Here is a 16,378-nt window from a genome sequence, read left to right as displayed (position 1 = left end):
AGAATATGTGGATTTATGAAAAAAAACTTCAATATCCAGTTAGAGTTGACACATGCAATCCTACTTTAGCTGCCATGATCATAGAACAATTTGGAGGGCCTGATGGAGAATTGTCAGCAGGAATTAGATATTTAACACAAAGATGGACTATGCCCACAAATCAGGGAAAAGCCACATTGACAGATATAGGCACCGAAGAACTAGCCCATTGGGAAATTATCGGAACTATAGTATGGAAATTGGTAAAAGATGCACCAGAAGAAGCAATAAAAGGCACACCTTTTGAAGCCCATTATGTAAATCATGGAAAGAGTCCTTTTCCACACAGTGCAGCAGGAGAGGCTTGGACTGCAGCATATATACAATCTAAAGCAGATCCTATAGCAGATTTACATGAAGATATGGCAGCAGAAGAAAAAGCAAGAGCTACTTATGAATATTTGATTAGAGTTAGTGATGACCCAGGAGTAAATGAAGCCTTAAGTTTTTTAAGACAAAGAGAAATAGTTCATTTTCAAAGGTTTGGAGAAACACTACAAATTGTTCAAGAAGAAATGAATAGGAAGAAATACTATTAAAAATAGGAAATAGCCCCAAAATTGGGGCTATTCTTTATCTGTTAAATTTTCTTCTCCCATTTCCACCAATTTTCTAGTCATCAATCCTCCAATTTTTCCTCCATAAAAAATATTTTTAGTATTATCTATAGTTTTGTCTTGGGTAATATCAAGACCTAATTCCTTACTCATTTCAGCTTTAAATTGCTCAAGTCCTACTCTTGCATTGGGATCAATTTTCTTCATTTTATCACTCCTTATTTTTTAGACTTGTATGTATTTTTTGCATTATATTCGATACAATACTAGGAATAAAATAGAAAAAATATTTTCAGGAAAACTACTGTTGACTTTTATATTCATATATCATATTATATAAATATAAGGATAAAGAGAGGATGCAAACAATGAACCCAGATAAAAAATTGTTAGAAGAAAAAGCAGAAATACTAAAAGCTATATCACATCCAGTAAGACTTTGTATAGTTAGAAGATTAATGATTGAAGGAGAAAAAAATGTAACTGAAATGCAAAATTGTTTAGAAGCTCCTCAATCAACAGTTTCTCAGCATCTAGCTAAATTGAGAGCAGCTGGAATCATAGAAGGGAAAAGAGAAGGTACTGAAATTTATTATAGTGTAGTGAATGAAGATGTAAAAAAAATAATAAAAGCTTTATTTTAATTTTTTATATTTTAATTTGTCACATATTTAACAAATTGTTTTGCGCTCAATATATCGCAATATCTACATATTTAAATTATATGATGAAAGGGGAAAACAAAATGTCAAAAAAGGTTTTAGTAGTAGGTGGGGTAGCTGGTGGAGCTACTACTGTAGCTAGGCTTAGAAGATTAGATGAAGATGTGGAGATAATATTGTTTGAAAGAGGTGAATATATTTCTTTTGCAAATTGTGGTCTTCCTTATTATATAGGTGGAACTATTGAATCAAGAGATGCACTGTTGGTACAGAAACCAGAAGCTATGAAAAAGAGATTTAATATTGATGTAAGGACAAAAAACGAAGTGCTTAAAATATACAGAGATGATAAAGAAGTTGAAGTAAATGACTTAAATACAGGGAATATTTATAGGGAATCCTATGATATTTTAGTATTGTCTCCTGGTTCTACACCTTTAAAAACACCAATTCCGGGGATTGATGCACCAAACATTTTTAGCCTTTGGAATATACCCGATACAGATACTATAAAAGGATATGTCGAGAAAAAGTGTCCTAAAAAAGCTGTAGTAGTTGGTGGAGGATTTATAGGCCTTGAAATGGCTGAAAACTTGCATGCACTTGGACTTGAAGTTTCTATAGTAGAAATGTTGAATCAGGTTATGGCACCTCTTGATTTTGAAATGGCGGAAATAGTCCATGAACATATTGAGTCAAAGGGTGGGGAACTCCATTTAGGTGATGGAGTGAAAAAGTTTGAATACAAAGATGGCAAAACATATGTAATTTTGCAAAGTGGAATTAGTATTGAGACAGATTTGGTCATATTGTCAATAGGCGTAAGGCCAAATAGTCAATTGGCAAAGGATGCTGGTTTGGATGTAAATGAGAGAGGCGGTATAGTAGTTGATGAATATTTAAGAACTTCTGATAGAAATATTTATGCTCTTGGAGATGCTATAGAAGTAGTGGATTTTGTCAATGAAAACAAAACCATGGTTCCTCTAGCTGGTCCAGCTAATAAGCAGGGAAGAATTGTAGCTGGTAATATAGCAGGAAGAAATGAAAAATATAATGGTACTCAAGGAACCAGTGTAGCTAAAATATTTGATATAACTGTGGCAACTACAGGAAACAATGAGAAGACATTAAATAGATTGGGAAAGAAATATAAAGAAGATTATTTAATTTCTTTTATTCATACAAAATCACACGCAGGATATTATCCACAAGCATTGCCTCTTACAATAAAGCTTATTTTTGACTTGAAAGGCAAAGTATTAGGTGCTCAAATAGTTGGATATGATGGAGTAGATAAGAGAATAGATGTATTGGCTACTGCTATTCGATTTGGCGGAACTATCTATGATTTAAAAGAATTGGAACTAGCTTATGCACCACCATATTCATCAGCTAAAGATCCTGTAAATATGTCTGGATTTGTAGCAGAAAATATATTGAATGGTGATGTAGAGCCAATTCTTTGGAATGAAATAAAGGATTTAGACAAAGAAAAAATCATCATATTAGATGTGAGAGAAGAAGTGGAAAGAGAAATAGGATATGTTGAAGGCTCAATAAATATTCCACTGGATGAATTGAGAGATAGAATGGATGAGTTAGATAAAGATAAAACTATAATAATATATTGTGCTATAGGTCTTAGAGGATATATAGGAGCTAGAATATTAAAACAAAATGGTTTCAAAGTAAAGAATTTCTGTGGCGGGTTTACAACCTATAAAAATTTATTCTGCAAAGATGATGATTTAGATAATTGTGGCAATGGGACTTTCAAAGGAGAGGTAGAATATACTGATCAAGGAGATATAAAAATTAATGTAGAAGGCTAGCAAAAATGTTTATGTAAATTGTCTTTGGGTAAAAATAAAAAGGAAATTATAAAACTAAAGGGGGAATTTCACATGAACGCAATGACAGCGCAAAATTTACGCTCAGCTTTTGGCGGTGAAAGCCAAGCGCATATGAGATATTTAGTTTGGGCAAACAAAGCAGAAAAAGAAGGATTCCCAAATGTAGGAAGACTTTTTAAAGCTATTTCCTTTGCAGAACAAGTTCATGCTACAGGACATTTTAAAGCTATGAAAGATGAAAGTGGCGACTTTCAAGTTACTGCTGGAGCAGGATTTGGTTTAGGAACTACTTCTGAAAATCTACAAGGGGCTATAAATGGAGAAAATTTCGAAGTAGAACAAATGTATCCAGCTTATATAGCTGTTGCAGAGTTGCAAAATGAAAAAGCAGCAATTCAATCTATGAAATTTGCTATAGAAGCAGAAAAAGTTCATGCTAATTTGTATAGTGAAGCCAAAGAAGCGGTAGACGGAGGAAAAGATGTAGATTTCAGTGAAGTTTATGTTTGTCCAATTTGTGGATATGTAGAGGCAAATGGAGCTCCAGACAAATGTCCAATTTGTGGCGCAAAGAAAGAAATGTTTATAAAATATTAAATTGATTTGTCATAAAAACTCTAGGACTTTCCTAGAGTTTTTCATATTCAAATTAGTAACTTATTGCCGCATTAATTGACGACAAAAAAGTACCTTTTTAAAGTAGTAAATAACGTTATTGTATGGTATCATACAAGTATAAAGAATGAAAATGTATACTAATTGCCAGATTATACTGATATGTGGGGTGTCATGATGGATAGTATTTTTAAAGAGAGATGGGTAGAAATAATTAAGATACTTTTAAATAGCACCCGACCTATGACAATAAGAGAAATGGAAATTAAGCTTAAAGTTTCAAACAGGACAATTAGAAATGATTTGGATGAAATAAATATTTACCTTAAAGAAAATAAATACGGTAGCATTGTAAGAAAACCCAGAGTTGGAATTTGGATTGAGATAGATGATGATAGAGAAAATGAATTAAGAAAAATGTTTAATGAAATTAATAGATATGTAGAGCCTTTTTCGCCTAAAGAGAGACAACTGTATATTTTGAAAGAATTGTTAAAATGTCAAAACCCTATTACCATGGAAGAACTTTCTGAAGAGCTTTATGTAAGTAGAATAACAATATTTAAGGATATAAATAAAATAGAGGAAGATATAAAAAGATATAATTTATCTATTTTAAGAAAACAAAATTATGGAGTAGAAATAATAGGTAGTGAAAGCGATTTTAGAAAACTTGTTACAGAAGTATTTAAGGAAGATAGAGATGTGTTTTCTCAAAACAGTTTGAATTTTATAAGGGAACTTTTATTGGAATCTGAAAGACAAATGGACTTTTTTTTTACTGATGAATCAATGTCTAGTTTAATTTTTCATATAGCTATTTCTGTTGAAAGGGTTAGACAAAATAAGAGTATTAAATTGGATTGTGAAAAAAAGGATGAGCTTAAATCTCATAGAGAATACAGTATAGCAAAATATATAGTTGAAAAACTTGAGACTGAATTTGCAGCTTGTATACCTGAAAATGAAATATGTTATATAACTATGCATATATTAGGTTCTAAAATTCAAAGAGATTATAGGTATGATGATGAAAGACTTCTATCCATTTTAGATAAAGATGTAGTTAAATTATCTATGGAAATAATAGAACTTATAGGAAATATTTTGTCAGTTGATTTGAGCAATGATAAAGCACTATTGATAGGATTAGCTCTTCATTTGGAACCTACTGTCAACAGGTTTAAATATGATCTTGTTATAAAAAATCCTTTATTACCTGAGATAAAAAAGAACTATCCAAGTATTTTTGGAGCAAGCTGGGCAAGCAGTGTATTGTTTGAAAAGTATTATGGATATAAAGTGAATGAAGATGAAATAGGATATATTGCCATTCACATTGGTGCTGCATTGGAAAGACAGAAAATAAATACAAAAGCTATAATTGTTTGTTCAAGTGGTGTAGGGACTTCTCAATTAGTATCTGTAAGACTTGGGAAAGCCATTCCCAATTTAGATATAGTAGATGTAATTTCGCTACATGAGGTAGAAAATATTGAAAACAAAAATTTTGATATAGTTATTTCAACAGTACCTTTTGAATATTCTTTAAAGCCTGTTGTTCAGATAAGTCCATTTGTAGAAGAAAAAGATATAGAAAAAATTAAAAAATGGATTAAAAATATAGAAGGAATAAGAAAGCCAGATAAGAAAATACTAGATGATACATTAGGTATATTTTTTAGTCCTTCTCTTATATTTCCAAAACTAAATTTAAAAACTAGAGAAGAGGTAATTAATGTACTTGGCGATTACATGTTGAAATATGGGTATATAGAACCAGCTTTTTTAGAAGAAGTATTTGAAAGAGAAAAAATCACATCTACAGCTATAGGAAAAGGTGTTGCAATACCTCATGGAAATCAAAAATATGTAAAAAGGCCTGTAATAGCTTTAGCTATATTGGAAAAACCAGTTCAATGGGGAGAAAACGATGTAGATTTGGTTTTTATGTTGGCCTTTAAGGAAGATTCAAAGCTTAATATGCAGAACTTTTTTTCTGAATTTTACAAGATATTAGATGATGAAAAAATTTTAAATGATATAAGAATATTGAATTCAAGTGAAGAAATATATAGATATTTGTCAAGAAGGTGAGGATTGTGAAAATATTAGCTGTAACCTCATGCCCATTGGGGCTTGTATATACTCATTTGGCAAAGGAAGCATTGTTAAAGTCAGCAGATAAACTAAGAATAGATATAAAAGTAGAGACACAAGGAGAAATACAAAGTGATGTTATAGGGGCAAAAGACATCAAAGAAGCAGTGGCTGTAATTCTAACCAATGACATGCCCATTGATAATATAGAAAGATTTGAAGGATTGTCAAAAATATATGTAAGTTGTAAAGATATAATAAACAATTCTGAAGATATTATTAAAAAAATAATTTAAATAAACAAAATGGGAGGAATTTAAATGTATAAAGAAACAGCAGTGTTGAAAAATGAAACAGGTTTACATGCTAGACCAGCAAGTTTATTTGTTAAAGAAGCTTCTAAATATGCATCAGATGTAAAGGTTGAAAAAGATGGAAAACAATATAATGCAAAAAGTATCATGGGAATATTAAGTATGGGTGCAGCTATGGGAACAACTATAACTATAATTGCAGATGGAAAAGATGAAAAAGAGGCAGTAAAGGCATTGGTAGGATTGGTAAATAGTAAATTTGGAGAATAGGGGGTAGTATACCATGAAGGGTATAGGAGTGTCTCCCGGTATTTCTATTGGGAAAGTATTTTTAAAGGAAGAAATAGAAATAAAAGTTGAAAAGAAAAACATAGAAAGCAGCTCTGATGAAATAGCTAAATTAAATGATGCTATTGAAAAGAGTTTAAAGGAAGTTAAATCTATTCATGAGTATGCTTTAAAAAATTTAGGAGAAAAAGAGGCTGAAATATTTTCTGCTCATAAACTGATGCTAGAAGATCCAGAATTTATTGGTCTTATAAAAGGAAAAATAGAAGATGAAAATGTAAATGCAGAATGGGGAGTTCAAGAAGCCTCAAATAATTATATTTCTATATTAGAAAATATGGACAATGAATATTTAAAAGAAAGAGCTGCTGATATAAAAGATATATCTAAAAGGCTTATAAACAATTTGATGGGTATAGAAAATATAAGTTTATCTACTTTAGAAGAAGAATGCATTATTGTTTCAAAAGATTTAGCTCCATCTGATACTGCTCAGATGAGAAAAGATAAGGTACTTGGCTTTGTAACCGAAGTTGGAGGTAGAACATCCCATACTTCTATTATGGCTAGAACCTTAGAGCTTCCTGCAGTTGTTGGAGTAAAAGATATAACAAAAGCAGTTAAAAGCAATGACATAATCATCATTGATGGAGATGAAGGAACCATAATTATAAATCCAACTCAAGATGAAATAAATGCTTATAAAGAAAAAAGAAAAGCATTTGAAGAATTTAAAAATAAATTGAAAGAATTAAAAAATAGTAAAAGTATTTCAAAAGATGATCATAAGGTTGAAATTGCTGGCAATATAGGTACTCCAAAGGATATAGATAAAGTAATTGAAAATGGCGGAGAAGGAGTAGGACTGTATAGAACAGAATTCTTATATATGGACAGAGATAAACTACCTACAGAAGAAGAACAATTTAAATCCTATAAAATTGTAGCAGAAAAATTAGAAGGAAGGCCACTAGTTATTAGAACTCTTGATGTAGGTGGGGATAAGGAACTACCATATCTAGAAATGCCAAAAGAAATGAATCCATTTTTAGGCTATAGAGCTATTAGACTTTGTTTAGATAGAGTAGATATATTTAAAGTTCAATTGAGAGCTATATTGAGAGCTAGTGCATATGGAAATGTAAAGATAATGTTCCCTATGGTATCTAACTTAAAAGAATTTAGGGATGCAAAGCAAATTCTTGAAGAAATGAAAAGTGAATTAAGAGCTGAAAATATTCCATTTAATGAAAATATAGAAGTGGGGATAATGGTTGAAATACCTTCTGCAGCAATACAATCTGATGTTTTTGCCAAGGAAGTGGATTTCTTCAGCATAGGAACAAATGACCTTATTCAATATACTCTTGCAGTAGATAGAGGAAATGAAAACATATCTTACTTATACAGCCAATACCATCCAGCAGTGCTTAGACTTATCAAAATGACTATAGAAAATGGTCATAAAGAAGGAATTTGGGTAGGTATGTGTGGAGAAGCTGCTGGAGATGAAAGGCTTATTCCGATACTTTTAGGAATGGGACTTGATGAATTTAGTATGAGTGCTTCTTCTATACTGAAAGCAAGATATACAATTAAAAACATTTCGAAAGTTGAAATGGAAAATATGATTGAAGAAGTTTTAAATTTAGAAACCCCTCTACAAGTTAAACAATATATAGATGAAAAAATAACCTTCAAGCATTAATGCTTGGGGTTATTTTTTTAAAAAAATCAAATACTATTAAGTAGAATGTGGAGGTGAATTTTTTGAATGCGAGATTATTTATCATTGCAATAACACCAGCAATAGCTATAATAGTAGGTATATATTTAAGTGATAGATATGATAGAGAACCTTTAAAAACCCTTCTTTTAACTTACATATTGGGCGCATTGGCAGTTATTCCAACTATTTTTGTAGAACAATTTTTAAGCTATTTCAATGTATTTCCTGGTGTATTTGGAGCTTTCTATACCGCTTTTATAGTAGCGGGATTTACGGAAGAGTATTTTAAAAGATTAGTAGTATTGAAAACTGCATATAAAACAAAATATTTTAATGAAAAATTAGATGGGATAGTTTATTCTGTGTTTTCATCTATGGGATTTGCTACAGTAGAAAATGTGATATATGTGGTATATAGATATAGCTATAATCCATATATTGGGCTTTACAGAGGAGTACTTTCAGTTCCAGCTCATGGTGTATTTGCTGTGACTATGGGATATTATTTATCATTAGCAAAATTTAGCCAAGAGGAGGGAAGAAAGAAAAGAAACTATAGAAAATCATTATATATGCCAATTATTTTTCATGGTATATTTGATTTTATACTCATGGCCAATATTCCCCAATTGACCATAATATTTTTGCCTTATGTTGTATATTTATGGTGGCTAAATGAAAGAAGGCTTAGCAAGTATTTATATGATTCTAAATCTAGATTTAGAGGAGAAAAAAGAGAAAGAGAATAGATGTTGAAGAAAATGTATTTTAAGTGTAAAATATTAGTATGAAACATTTTAAGGAGAACTTTATGAAAAATAAAAAAATATATATTATATTTGCTTTATTGTTGATATTGCTTTTCTCTTCTCTTTACTATTCTTTTTATATGAACTCTGTTCCTAAAGATGAGACAAGCAATGATATGATTTCCCATGAAGAAGAAAAAAAAATTGAAAAAGAAAAGCCAATTGAAGATAGAAAGACCACTGCGACTATATTGGCAGCAGGGGATGTTATGTTTCATGCTCCTCAAATAAAGGGAGCTTATGATTCAAGTACACATGCTTATGATTTCAAAGATAATTTTAAATATGTAAAAAAATATGTAGAAGCTGCAGATTTAGCATTGGTAAATTTTGAAACAGTTACAGCTGGGGAAAATATAGGATTTAAGGGATATCCAAATTTCAATTCACCTATGGAATCTTTAGAAGCATTATCTTATGCAGGATTTGATATATTGTCTACGGCGAATAACCATGCATTAGATCAAGGAAAAAATGGCCTTTTATCAACCATAGATAATATTGAAACAATTGGACTTAAAAATATTGGAACTTATCGTGAAAAAAACGAACCATTACTCATTGAAAAAGTTAATGATATAAATATAGGTTTACTTTCTTATACTTATGGTTGCAATGGAATGGAATGTACATTGTCACAAGAAGAATTGAGTTATATGATAAATATCATAGATGAGGACAAGATAAAAAAGGATATATATAAATTGAAGGAAATGGGTTCAGATATAGTAGTTGTGTTTATTCATTGGGGAAACGAATATCAAATGGAGCCTTCAGAAGAGCAAATGAAATTGGGAAGAAAAATGGTAGAATGGGGTGCAAATATAGTATTTGGCAGTCATCCTCATGTTATTCAAAAGACGGAAATTGTAGAATATGGTGGAAAAGATAATTTTATCATATATTCCCTGGGAAATTTTTTGTCAAATCAGCGAAGAGAAACTATAAAAAACAAGTATACAGAAGATGGAATCATGATAAATATAGAAGTGGAAAAGGATTTTGCCAAAGGCGAGACTATTATTAAAAACGTTAAATATATACCTACATGGGTTAAAAAATATAATATTGATGGGAAAGCTAAATATGAAATAATACCTATTGATGAATTTATAGATAAAGAAACCAATCAGGAAATTTTGACGAAAATTAAGGAATCTTATGAAAATACAATGAAAAAAGTCAGTCAGCAATAATATCTGACTTTTTTAATTAATAAAAATTAATATATATATTATTAATTTTCATCTGTATTTATTTAATTTAACAATTATTTGTTATATAATAGAATTATATTGTGTTATGCTAAAATAGAATATAAGGATGTGTGGGGCCTTGCAATATTTAAAAGAATTGTTTCTAAATATTAGAATTAGAGACATAATAGATATTTTAATAGTTGCCTTTGCTTTTTATAAATTGTTTATGCTTATAAGAGAAACTAGAGCAGAACAATTGACTAAAGGAATCTTAGTTTTATTTGTTGCTACTAAAATAAGCGAATGGCTTGAACTCTATACAGTTTATTGGATATTAGAAAAAACTATGACTGTTGGGGTCCTTGCAATCCTTATTGTGTTTCAACCCGAACTTAGAAGAGCTTTGGAATATTTGGGGAGAAGTAGATTTTTTACTAAATCTTTTATGGAGATAAAAGATGAGAATGTAAATGAGGCTGTAGATGAAATAGTAGATGCTGTTGCTTCACTTTCTAGACAAAAAATTGGAGCACTTATAGTTATGGAAAGGGAAACTGGATTGAATGAAGTTGTAGAAACTGGAACTAGAATAGATGGGAAAATATCTAGTGGCTTACTTATAAATATATTTATACCCAATACACCGCTACATGATGGAGCAGTAGTAATAAAGGAAGATATAGTTAAAGCAGCTGGATGTTTCTTGCCCTTAACGGATAACATGTCTTTGAGTAAGGAGCTAGGTACTAGACATAGAGCGGCTTTGGGAGTTTCGGAAAAATCTGATTGTTTAGCTATTGTTGTTTCAGAAGAAACAGGGGCTATATCTGTAGCTGAAAATGGAAGTTTAGCAAGGTATTTGGATGTGAAGACATTGAAGCAAATACTTTTAGATTTATATAAACCTAAAGAGCAGAGACAAAGTTTTTTAATAAAGTGGAGGCGGAAAGATGAACAAGGAGAAGAAGAGTGATCTGACTGTCAAGATTTTTGCCTTAGTCATAGCTATTATTTTATGGAGCTATGTAATGAATGATGTCAATCCTAGAATAACAAAAGAATATAAAAATGTGGATGTTGCTTTTAGAAATTTAGAGACTTTAGATCGTTCAGGCATAGTTTTAATGGAACCACAAGAAGTAAAAGTGAATGTAAAAGTTTCAGGTAGAAGAAGTGATGTTCTAAAAATCAGAGATAAAGATATTGTGGCAAAAATTGATTTAAGTGGATATTCAGAGGGAACCAAGAAAGTTCCCATTTATTTAGAGGTTCCAAGTAAGGTAGAATTGGTAGATTATAGTCCAAAGGAAGTACCTTTTGTCTTTGAAAAAATTGTATCTGAGGGAAAGAAAGTTACAATAAAAACCAATGGCAAGCTTCCAAATGGCTATAGTATTGGAGAAGCTGAAGTAAAACCTCAATTAGTCTTTTTGAAAGGTCCTAAAAGTTGGGTCAATTCTGTCTCTGAAGTATTGGCAATTGTAGATGTCTCGGAAAGGACCAGCGATATAAATATTACAGTTCCTATTAAGCTAGTAGATGATGGAGGAAATGAAGTAAGAGGCGTGGAAAAAGATCCAAATAGAGTAGATATTTACATTCCTGTATATAGAACAAAATCCGTACCAATTGAAATTCAAACAGAAGGAGAATTTCCAAGTGATGTTGAAATAACTAATCTTGGTGTTTCACCAAGTCGTGTAGATATAAAAGGATATGGAGATTTAATTGGTAGTATTAATTCTATTAAAACGAGTCCCGTTGATGTAAATGAACTTATGGATAAGCGCTCTGTTGATGTAAATTTGATATTGCCTGAAGGAGTAGAACTATTAAATCCAGAGCAAAAAATAAGTGTTAAACTAAATTTAGAAAAAATTGAAACTAAGACTTTTGAATATAATTTTAATGAAATAAATATTAAAAATTTAAGTGTAGATTTAACTGCTGAAGATGCTGACTCCTATGGGAATATAGTTATTACCCTTAAAGGCCCTGAGGCAATCCTAAATGTAATAACTAAAGAATCTATTTCTCCAGAAATAGATTTAAATGGATTGGGTGAAGGGACTTATGATGTAAAAATAAATATAGGAGATTTGCAAGGATCTAAGCTAGAAAGTATTTCACCATCTAGTATAAGAGTTACCTTGAAAAAAGAATAGAAGGAGTGAAAGTATGAATAGAGAGTATGTGCTAGCTATAAATCCAGGTTCTACTTCTACAAAAGTTGCTATTTATAAAGGAAAAGAAATGATTAAGGTGAAAAAAATTGAACACAGTGCTAGGGAATTGGAAAAATACAAGAAAATTCCAGATCAATATGATTATAGATTAAATTTAATATATGAATGGTTACAATCTGAAGGCATAAGTACATCTTCTTTAATAGCAGTAGTAGGTAGAGGAGGATTACTTAGATCTATACCTGGTGGAACTTATGTTGTTACTGAAAAGATGATAGAGGATTTAAAAATAGGGATACAAGGTGAACATGCTTCAAATTTAGGTGGAATTTTAGCAAAAGGTATTGCAGATGGTGAGAAAATTAAATCCTTTATAGTAGATCCAGTGGCTGTCGATGAGTTTGAAGACATAGCTAGGATTTCTGGACTTAAGGAAATAGAAAGAAGATCTTTAGTACATGCTTTAAATATTAAGGCAGTATCTCATAGAAGAGCTGAAGAACTTGGAAAAGATTTAAGTGAATTAAATCTTGTTGTAGCTCATTTAGGTGGAGGAATATCAGTATCTCCAGTTAAACTTGGCAAAATAGTGGATGCAAACAATGCTAGTGAAATGGGACCATTTTCGCCTGAAAGAACAGGAAGTCTTCCGGTAGGAGACTTGGTGCGACTCTGTTATTCAGGAAAATATACTTTTGATGAAATGAAAATAAAAATAAAAGGAAAAGGTGGATTAGTATCTTATCTTGGAACTACAGATGGAAGAGAAATAGAAGAAAGAATAAAAAATGGTGATGAGTATGCACAATTGATTTATAGTGCAATGGCTTATCAAATAGGAAAAGAAATAGGAGCTATGGCAACAGCTCTAGAAGGTAAAGTAGATAATATCATACTTACAGGTGGACTAGCTTATTCAGAGTATTTAGTAGATATAATAAAGAATATGGTAGGATTTATTGCAGAAGTAGTGGTTTATCCAGGAGAAGATGAAATGAAAGCACTGAATGAGGGAGTTTTAAGAGTTCTTAAAGGAGAAGAAAATGAAAAAATTTATGAAAATGAGGTGTTATACTAATGGCAAAAGGCTTTGATGACTTATTGGAATTGGCAAAAAAGAAGGGGCCAAAGAAATTAGCAGTTGCAGTGGCTCAGGACAGAGAAGTACTTTTGGCTGTAAAAAAAGCAAAAGAACTAGGAATTGCAGATGCAATATTGGTAGGAGACAAGAAAGAAATTGAGAAAGTTGCAAAGGAGGTAGGATTAGATTTAGCACAATTTGAAGTTATAGATGAAGTGGATAATGTTTTAGCTTGTAGAAAAGCTGTAAGTCTTGTCAGCTCAGGAAGTGCTGATGTAGTCATGAAAGGCATTATAGATACAGCTATTATCATGAAGCAAGTTCTAGATAGTGAAATTGGGCTTAGAACTGGAAAAGTTATAAGTCATGTGGCTGTATTTAGTGTACCAACATATGAAAAAATACTTACTATAACTGATGCTGCTATGAATATACATCCTGATTTAAATCAAAAGAAAGAAATAGTAGAAAATGCTGTATCTTTTGCACATAGTTTAGATATAGATAATCCAAAAGTTGCTATAGTATGTGCAAGGGAAAAGGTTTCCCCTAAGATGGAAGCAACTGTCCATGCCAAAGAATTGGAAGATATGAATAAAAATGGAGAAATAACAGACTGTATAGTTGGTGGACCTTTGGCATTAGACAATGCAATATCAAAAGAGGCAGCAAAACACAAAGGAATAGACAGTCCTGTAGCTGGAGATGCAGATATATTGGTTGTACCTAATATAGAAGCTGGAAATGTATTGTACAAATCATTAACATTTTTTGCAGGAGCAAAAAATGCAGGACTTATAGTAGGAACAAGTGCTCCAATAGTTTTGACATCTCGTTCTGATACTGAAGAAGCAAAATTATATTCTATTGCATTAGGTGTTCTAATGGCATCAAAGAATTAGAAAGGAGATATTAAATGGAAATCTATAGACTTTTAGTTATAAATCCAGGTAGTACTTCTACTAAAATTGCTGTATTTGAAAATGAAAATACAATATTTGAAGAAACTCTTAGACATTCTACTGAAGAATTATCTAAATATGAAAAGATATATGATCAGTATGAATTTAGAAAAAATATAATAGTTGAGTCTTTAAAGAAGAATGGAATAGAAATTGAATCTTTAAGCGCAGTAGTAGGTAGAGGAGGAATGTTAAAACCTATAGAAGGTGGAACATATAGTGTTAATGAAAAAATGTTGGAGGATTTAAGGATTGGTGTACAAGGACAACATGCTTCAAATCTTGGAGGCATAATTGCACATGAAATTGCTGCAACAATAGGCAAACCTTCTTATATAGTAGATCCAACAGTTGTTGATGAAATGGAAGATATAGCAAGAATTTCAGGAATGGCTGATATAAAGAGAAAAAGTGTAGTACATGCTCTAAATCAAAAGGCCATAGCAAGAAAACATGCATCTAAACAAGAGAAAAAATATGAAGAAATGAATCTTATAGTAGCTCACTTGGGTGGAGGAATATCTGTAGGTGCTCATAGAAAAGGTAGAATAATAGATGTAAGCAATGCTCTTGATGGGGAAGGACCATTTTCACCAGAGCGTTCAGGCGGTCTTCCAGTTGGAGATTTAATTAGGCTTTGTTATTCAGGAAAATACACTCTTGATGAAATGATGAAAAAGGTAAAAGGAAATGGTGGATTGGTTTCTTATCTTGGAACAAATGATGCAAGAGAAGTAGATAAAATGATTGAAAATGGAAATGAAGAAGCAAAATTAGTTTATGAAGCAATGGCTTATCAAGTCGCTAAAGAAATTGGCAGTTGTGCAGCAGTGCTTAAAGGCGATGTAGATGGAATACTTATCACAGGTGGAATAGCTTATGACAAGATGTTTATTGATTGGATAAAAGATAGAGTAGAGTTTATCTCTAATGTATATATTTATCCTGGAGAAGATGAATTGACAGCTTTGGCAGAAGGAGGACTTAGAGTTCTAAGGGGAGAAGAAAGTCCAAAAGAATACTTATAGAATAAGGTGAAAATATGTCAAAGGAAAATAGAATCAGAATCATAATTGGTCACTATGGTAGTGGCAAAACTGAATTTAGTATAAACTATGCTGTGAAATTGGCCAAAGAAGGCAAAAAAGTTGCATTGGTTGATTTAGATGTGGTAAATTTGTATTTTAGAAGTAGAGAAAAAGAAGAGATATTGAATGAATTAGGTATCAAAGTTATTTCTAGTTCCATAAAAGCTTCTGCAGTAGACATTCCTGCTATTTCAGCAGAAGCTTATGGTCCATTGGAAGATAGTACATTTGATACAATATTAGATGTAGGAGGAGATCCAGCGGGTGCCAGAGTATTAGGACGTTATCATGAATTGCTTAAAGATGGAGAATATGAAATGTACTATGTATTAAATGCAAATAGACCTGAAACTAGTACTGTAGAAAAGGCAGTAGGATACCTAAATGGTATAGAAGGTATTGCAAGAGCTAAAGTTACAGGAATTATCAACAATACCCATATGCTAAAGAGTACAACAGTTGAAGATGTTATGAAGGGCCAGAAATTGGCATCAGAGCTTTCTCAAAAGCTAGATATACCAATTAAATATATAGTTGCATTAGAAGATGTTGCTAAAAAACTTCCAGAAGATTTAGAAGGTGAAATCTTTCCTATTAAATTATACATGAGGGAAGATTGGATGCTTTAAAATTTTATTTAAGGAGGGATATTAAAGTGCCTAAAGCAAGAGGAAAGGTTACATTTGATGAAAACATTTGCAAGGGTTGTGGACTATGTGTTTCAGTATGTCCGATGAAGATCATATCATTAGATCAAGAAAAGATAAATGCAAAAGGGTATCACCCTGCTACAGTGAAAGAAATGGACAAGTGTATAGGTTGTGCTAGTTGTGCTACTATGTGTCCAGATGTAGTCATTACAGTTGAAAGAATTACTGAATAATAAAAAAGAG

General features: G+C 31.4%; 18 protein-coding genes. 17 read left to right on the top strand and 1 reads right to left on the bottom strand.

Annotated features, from left to right (window positions below):
* Nucleotides 1-5: 5 nt before the first annotated feature.
* Nucleotides 6-578 (top strand): manganese catalase family protein, encoded by a 573-nt coding sequence (locus BUA21_RS07965; RefSeq protein WP_072744282.1) that lies wholly within the window; start codon nt 6-8, stop codon nt 576-578.
* A 27-nt stretch (nt 579-605) separates the two neighbouring features.
* Here the strand turns inward: BUA21_RS07965 and BUA21_RS07960 are convergent, their stop codons facing one another.
* Complete coding sequence (locus BUA21_RS07960) at nt 606-803, bottom strand: alpha/beta-type small acid-soluble spore protein (protein WP_072744281.1); 198 nt, start codon at nt 801-803, stop codon at nt 606-608.
* 161 nt (nt 804-964) lie between these two features.
* On the opposite strand from BUA21_RS07960, the gene BUA21_RS07955 reads away from it, so the two are divergent.
* From BUA21_RS07955 to BUA21_RS07880, 16 genes are all read left to right on the top strand, one after another.
* Nucleotides 965-1,240 carry an ArsR/SmtB family transcription factor gene (locus BUA21_RS07955; protein WP_199228920.1) on the top strand — a complete coding sequence of 92 codons (276 nt, stop codon included), beginning with the start codon at nt 965-967 and terminating at the stop codon, nt 1,238-1,240.
* A 101-nt stretch (nt 1,241-1,341) separates the two neighbouring features.
* Complete coding sequence (locus BUA21_RS07950; protein ID WP_072744279.1) at nt 1,342-3,093, top strand: FAD-dependent oxidoreductase; 1,752 nt, start codon at nt 1,342-1,344, stop codon at nt 3,091-3,093.
* 72 nt (nt 3,094-3,165) lie between these two features.
* Entirely contained in the window at nt 3,166-3,711 is a 546-nt protein-coding gene (locus tag BUA21_RS07945; RefSeq protein ID WP_072744278.1) for a rubrerythrin family protein, read from the top strand.
* 195 nt (nt 3,712-3,906) lie between these two features.
* Nucleotides 3,907-5,826: a BglG family transcription antiterminator gene (locus tag BUA21_RS07940; RefSeq protein ID WP_072744277.1), complete on the top strand. Its 1,920-nt coding sequence runs from the start codon at nt 3,907-3,909 to the stop codon at nt 5,824-5,826.
* 5 nt (nt 5,827-5,831) lie between these two features.
* Entirely contained in the window at nt 5,832-6,125 is a 294-nt protein-coding gene (locus BUA21_RS07935; protein WP_072744276.1) for a PTS fructose transporter subunit IIB, read from the top strand.
* A gap of 24 nt (nt 6,126-6,149) precedes the next feature.
* Nucleotides 6,150-6,413 (top strand): HPr family phosphocarrier protein, encoded by a 264-nt coding sequence (locus BUA21_RS07930; RefSeq protein ID WP_072744275.1) that lies wholly within the window; start codon nt 6,150-6,152, stop codon nt 6,411-6,413.
* A gap of 13 nt (nt 6,414-6,426) precedes the next feature.
* Nucleotides 6,427-8,139, top strand: coding sequence for a phosphoenolpyruvate--protein phosphotransferase (ptsP, locus tag BUA21_RS07925; protein ID WP_072744274.1), 1,713 nt, complete (start codon nt 6,427-6,429; stop codon nt 8,137-8,139).
* A gap of 53 nt (nt 8,140-8,192) precedes the next feature.
* Entirely contained in the window at nt 8,193-8,909 is a 717-nt protein-coding gene (locus tag BUA21_RS07920; RefSeq protein WP_233242565.1) for a PrsW family intramembrane metalloprotease, read from the top strand.
* A gap of 62 nt (nt 8,910-8,971) precedes the next feature.
* Entirely contained in the window at nt 8,972-10,165 is a 1,194-nt protein-coding gene (locus BUA21_RS07915) for a CapA family protein (protein WP_072744272.1), read from the top strand.
* Nucleotides 10,166-10,304: 139 nt separating this feature from the next.
* Complete coding sequence (cdaA, locus tag BUA21_RS07910; RefSeq protein WP_234973695.1) at nt 10,305-11,141, top strand: diadenylate cyclase CdaA; 837 nt, start codon at nt 10,305-10,307, stop codon at nt 11,139-11,141.
* Nucleotides 11,119-12,333, top strand: coding sequence for a CdaR family protein (locus BUA21_RS07905; protein WP_072744270.1), 1,215 nt, complete (start codon nt 11,119-11,121; stop codon nt 12,331-12,333). The genes cdaA and BUA21_RS07905 overlap by 23 nt, the downstream gene beginning before the upstream one ends.
* Nucleotides 12,334-12,346: 13 nt before the next feature.
* Entirely contained in the window at nt 12,347-13,432 is a 1,086-nt protein-coding gene (gene buk, locus BUA21_RS07900; RefSeq protein WP_072744269.1) for a butyrate kinase, read from the top strand.
* Complete coding sequence (gene ptb / locus BUA21_RS07895; RefSeq protein WP_072744268.1) at nt 13,432-14,337, top strand: phosphate butyryltransferase; 906 nt, start codon at nt 13,432-13,434, stop codon at nt 14,335-14,337. Before buk (BUA21_RS07900) ends, ptb begins: the two co-directional genes overlap by 1 nt.
* Before the next feature lie 14 nt (nt 14,338-14,351).
* A complete protein-coding gene (gene buk / locus BUA21_RS07890; protein ID WP_072744267.1) occupies nt 14,352-15,425 on the top strand; it encodes a butyrate kinase in 1,074 nt (357 codons plus the stop codon).
* A 14-nt stretch (nt 15,426-15,439) separates the two neighbouring features.
* Complete coding sequence (locus BUA21_RS07885) at nt 15,440-16,114, top strand: nucleotide-binding protein (RefSeq protein ID WP_072744266.1); 675 nt, start codon at nt 15,440-15,442, stop codon at nt 16,112-16,114.
* Nucleotides 16,115-16,140: 26 nt separating this feature from the next.
* On the top strand, nt 16,141-16,368 hold the full coding sequence (locus tag BUA21_RS07880) for a 4Fe-4S binding protein (protein WP_072744265.1): 228 nt from the start codon (nt 16,141-16,143) through the stop codon (nt 16,366-16,368).
* Nucleotides 16,369-16,378 lie beyond the last annotated feature (10 nt).

Source organism: Sporanaerobacter acetigenes DSM 13106 (assembly GCF_900130025.1).
GTDB classification, from domain to species: Bacteria; Bacillota; Clostridia; order Tissierellales; family Sporanaerobacteraceae; genus Sporanaerobacter; species Sporanaerobacter acetigenes.
Note: the sequence above shows the minus strand (reverse complement) of the source record. Positions and strands in the feature narration are given on the sequence as shown.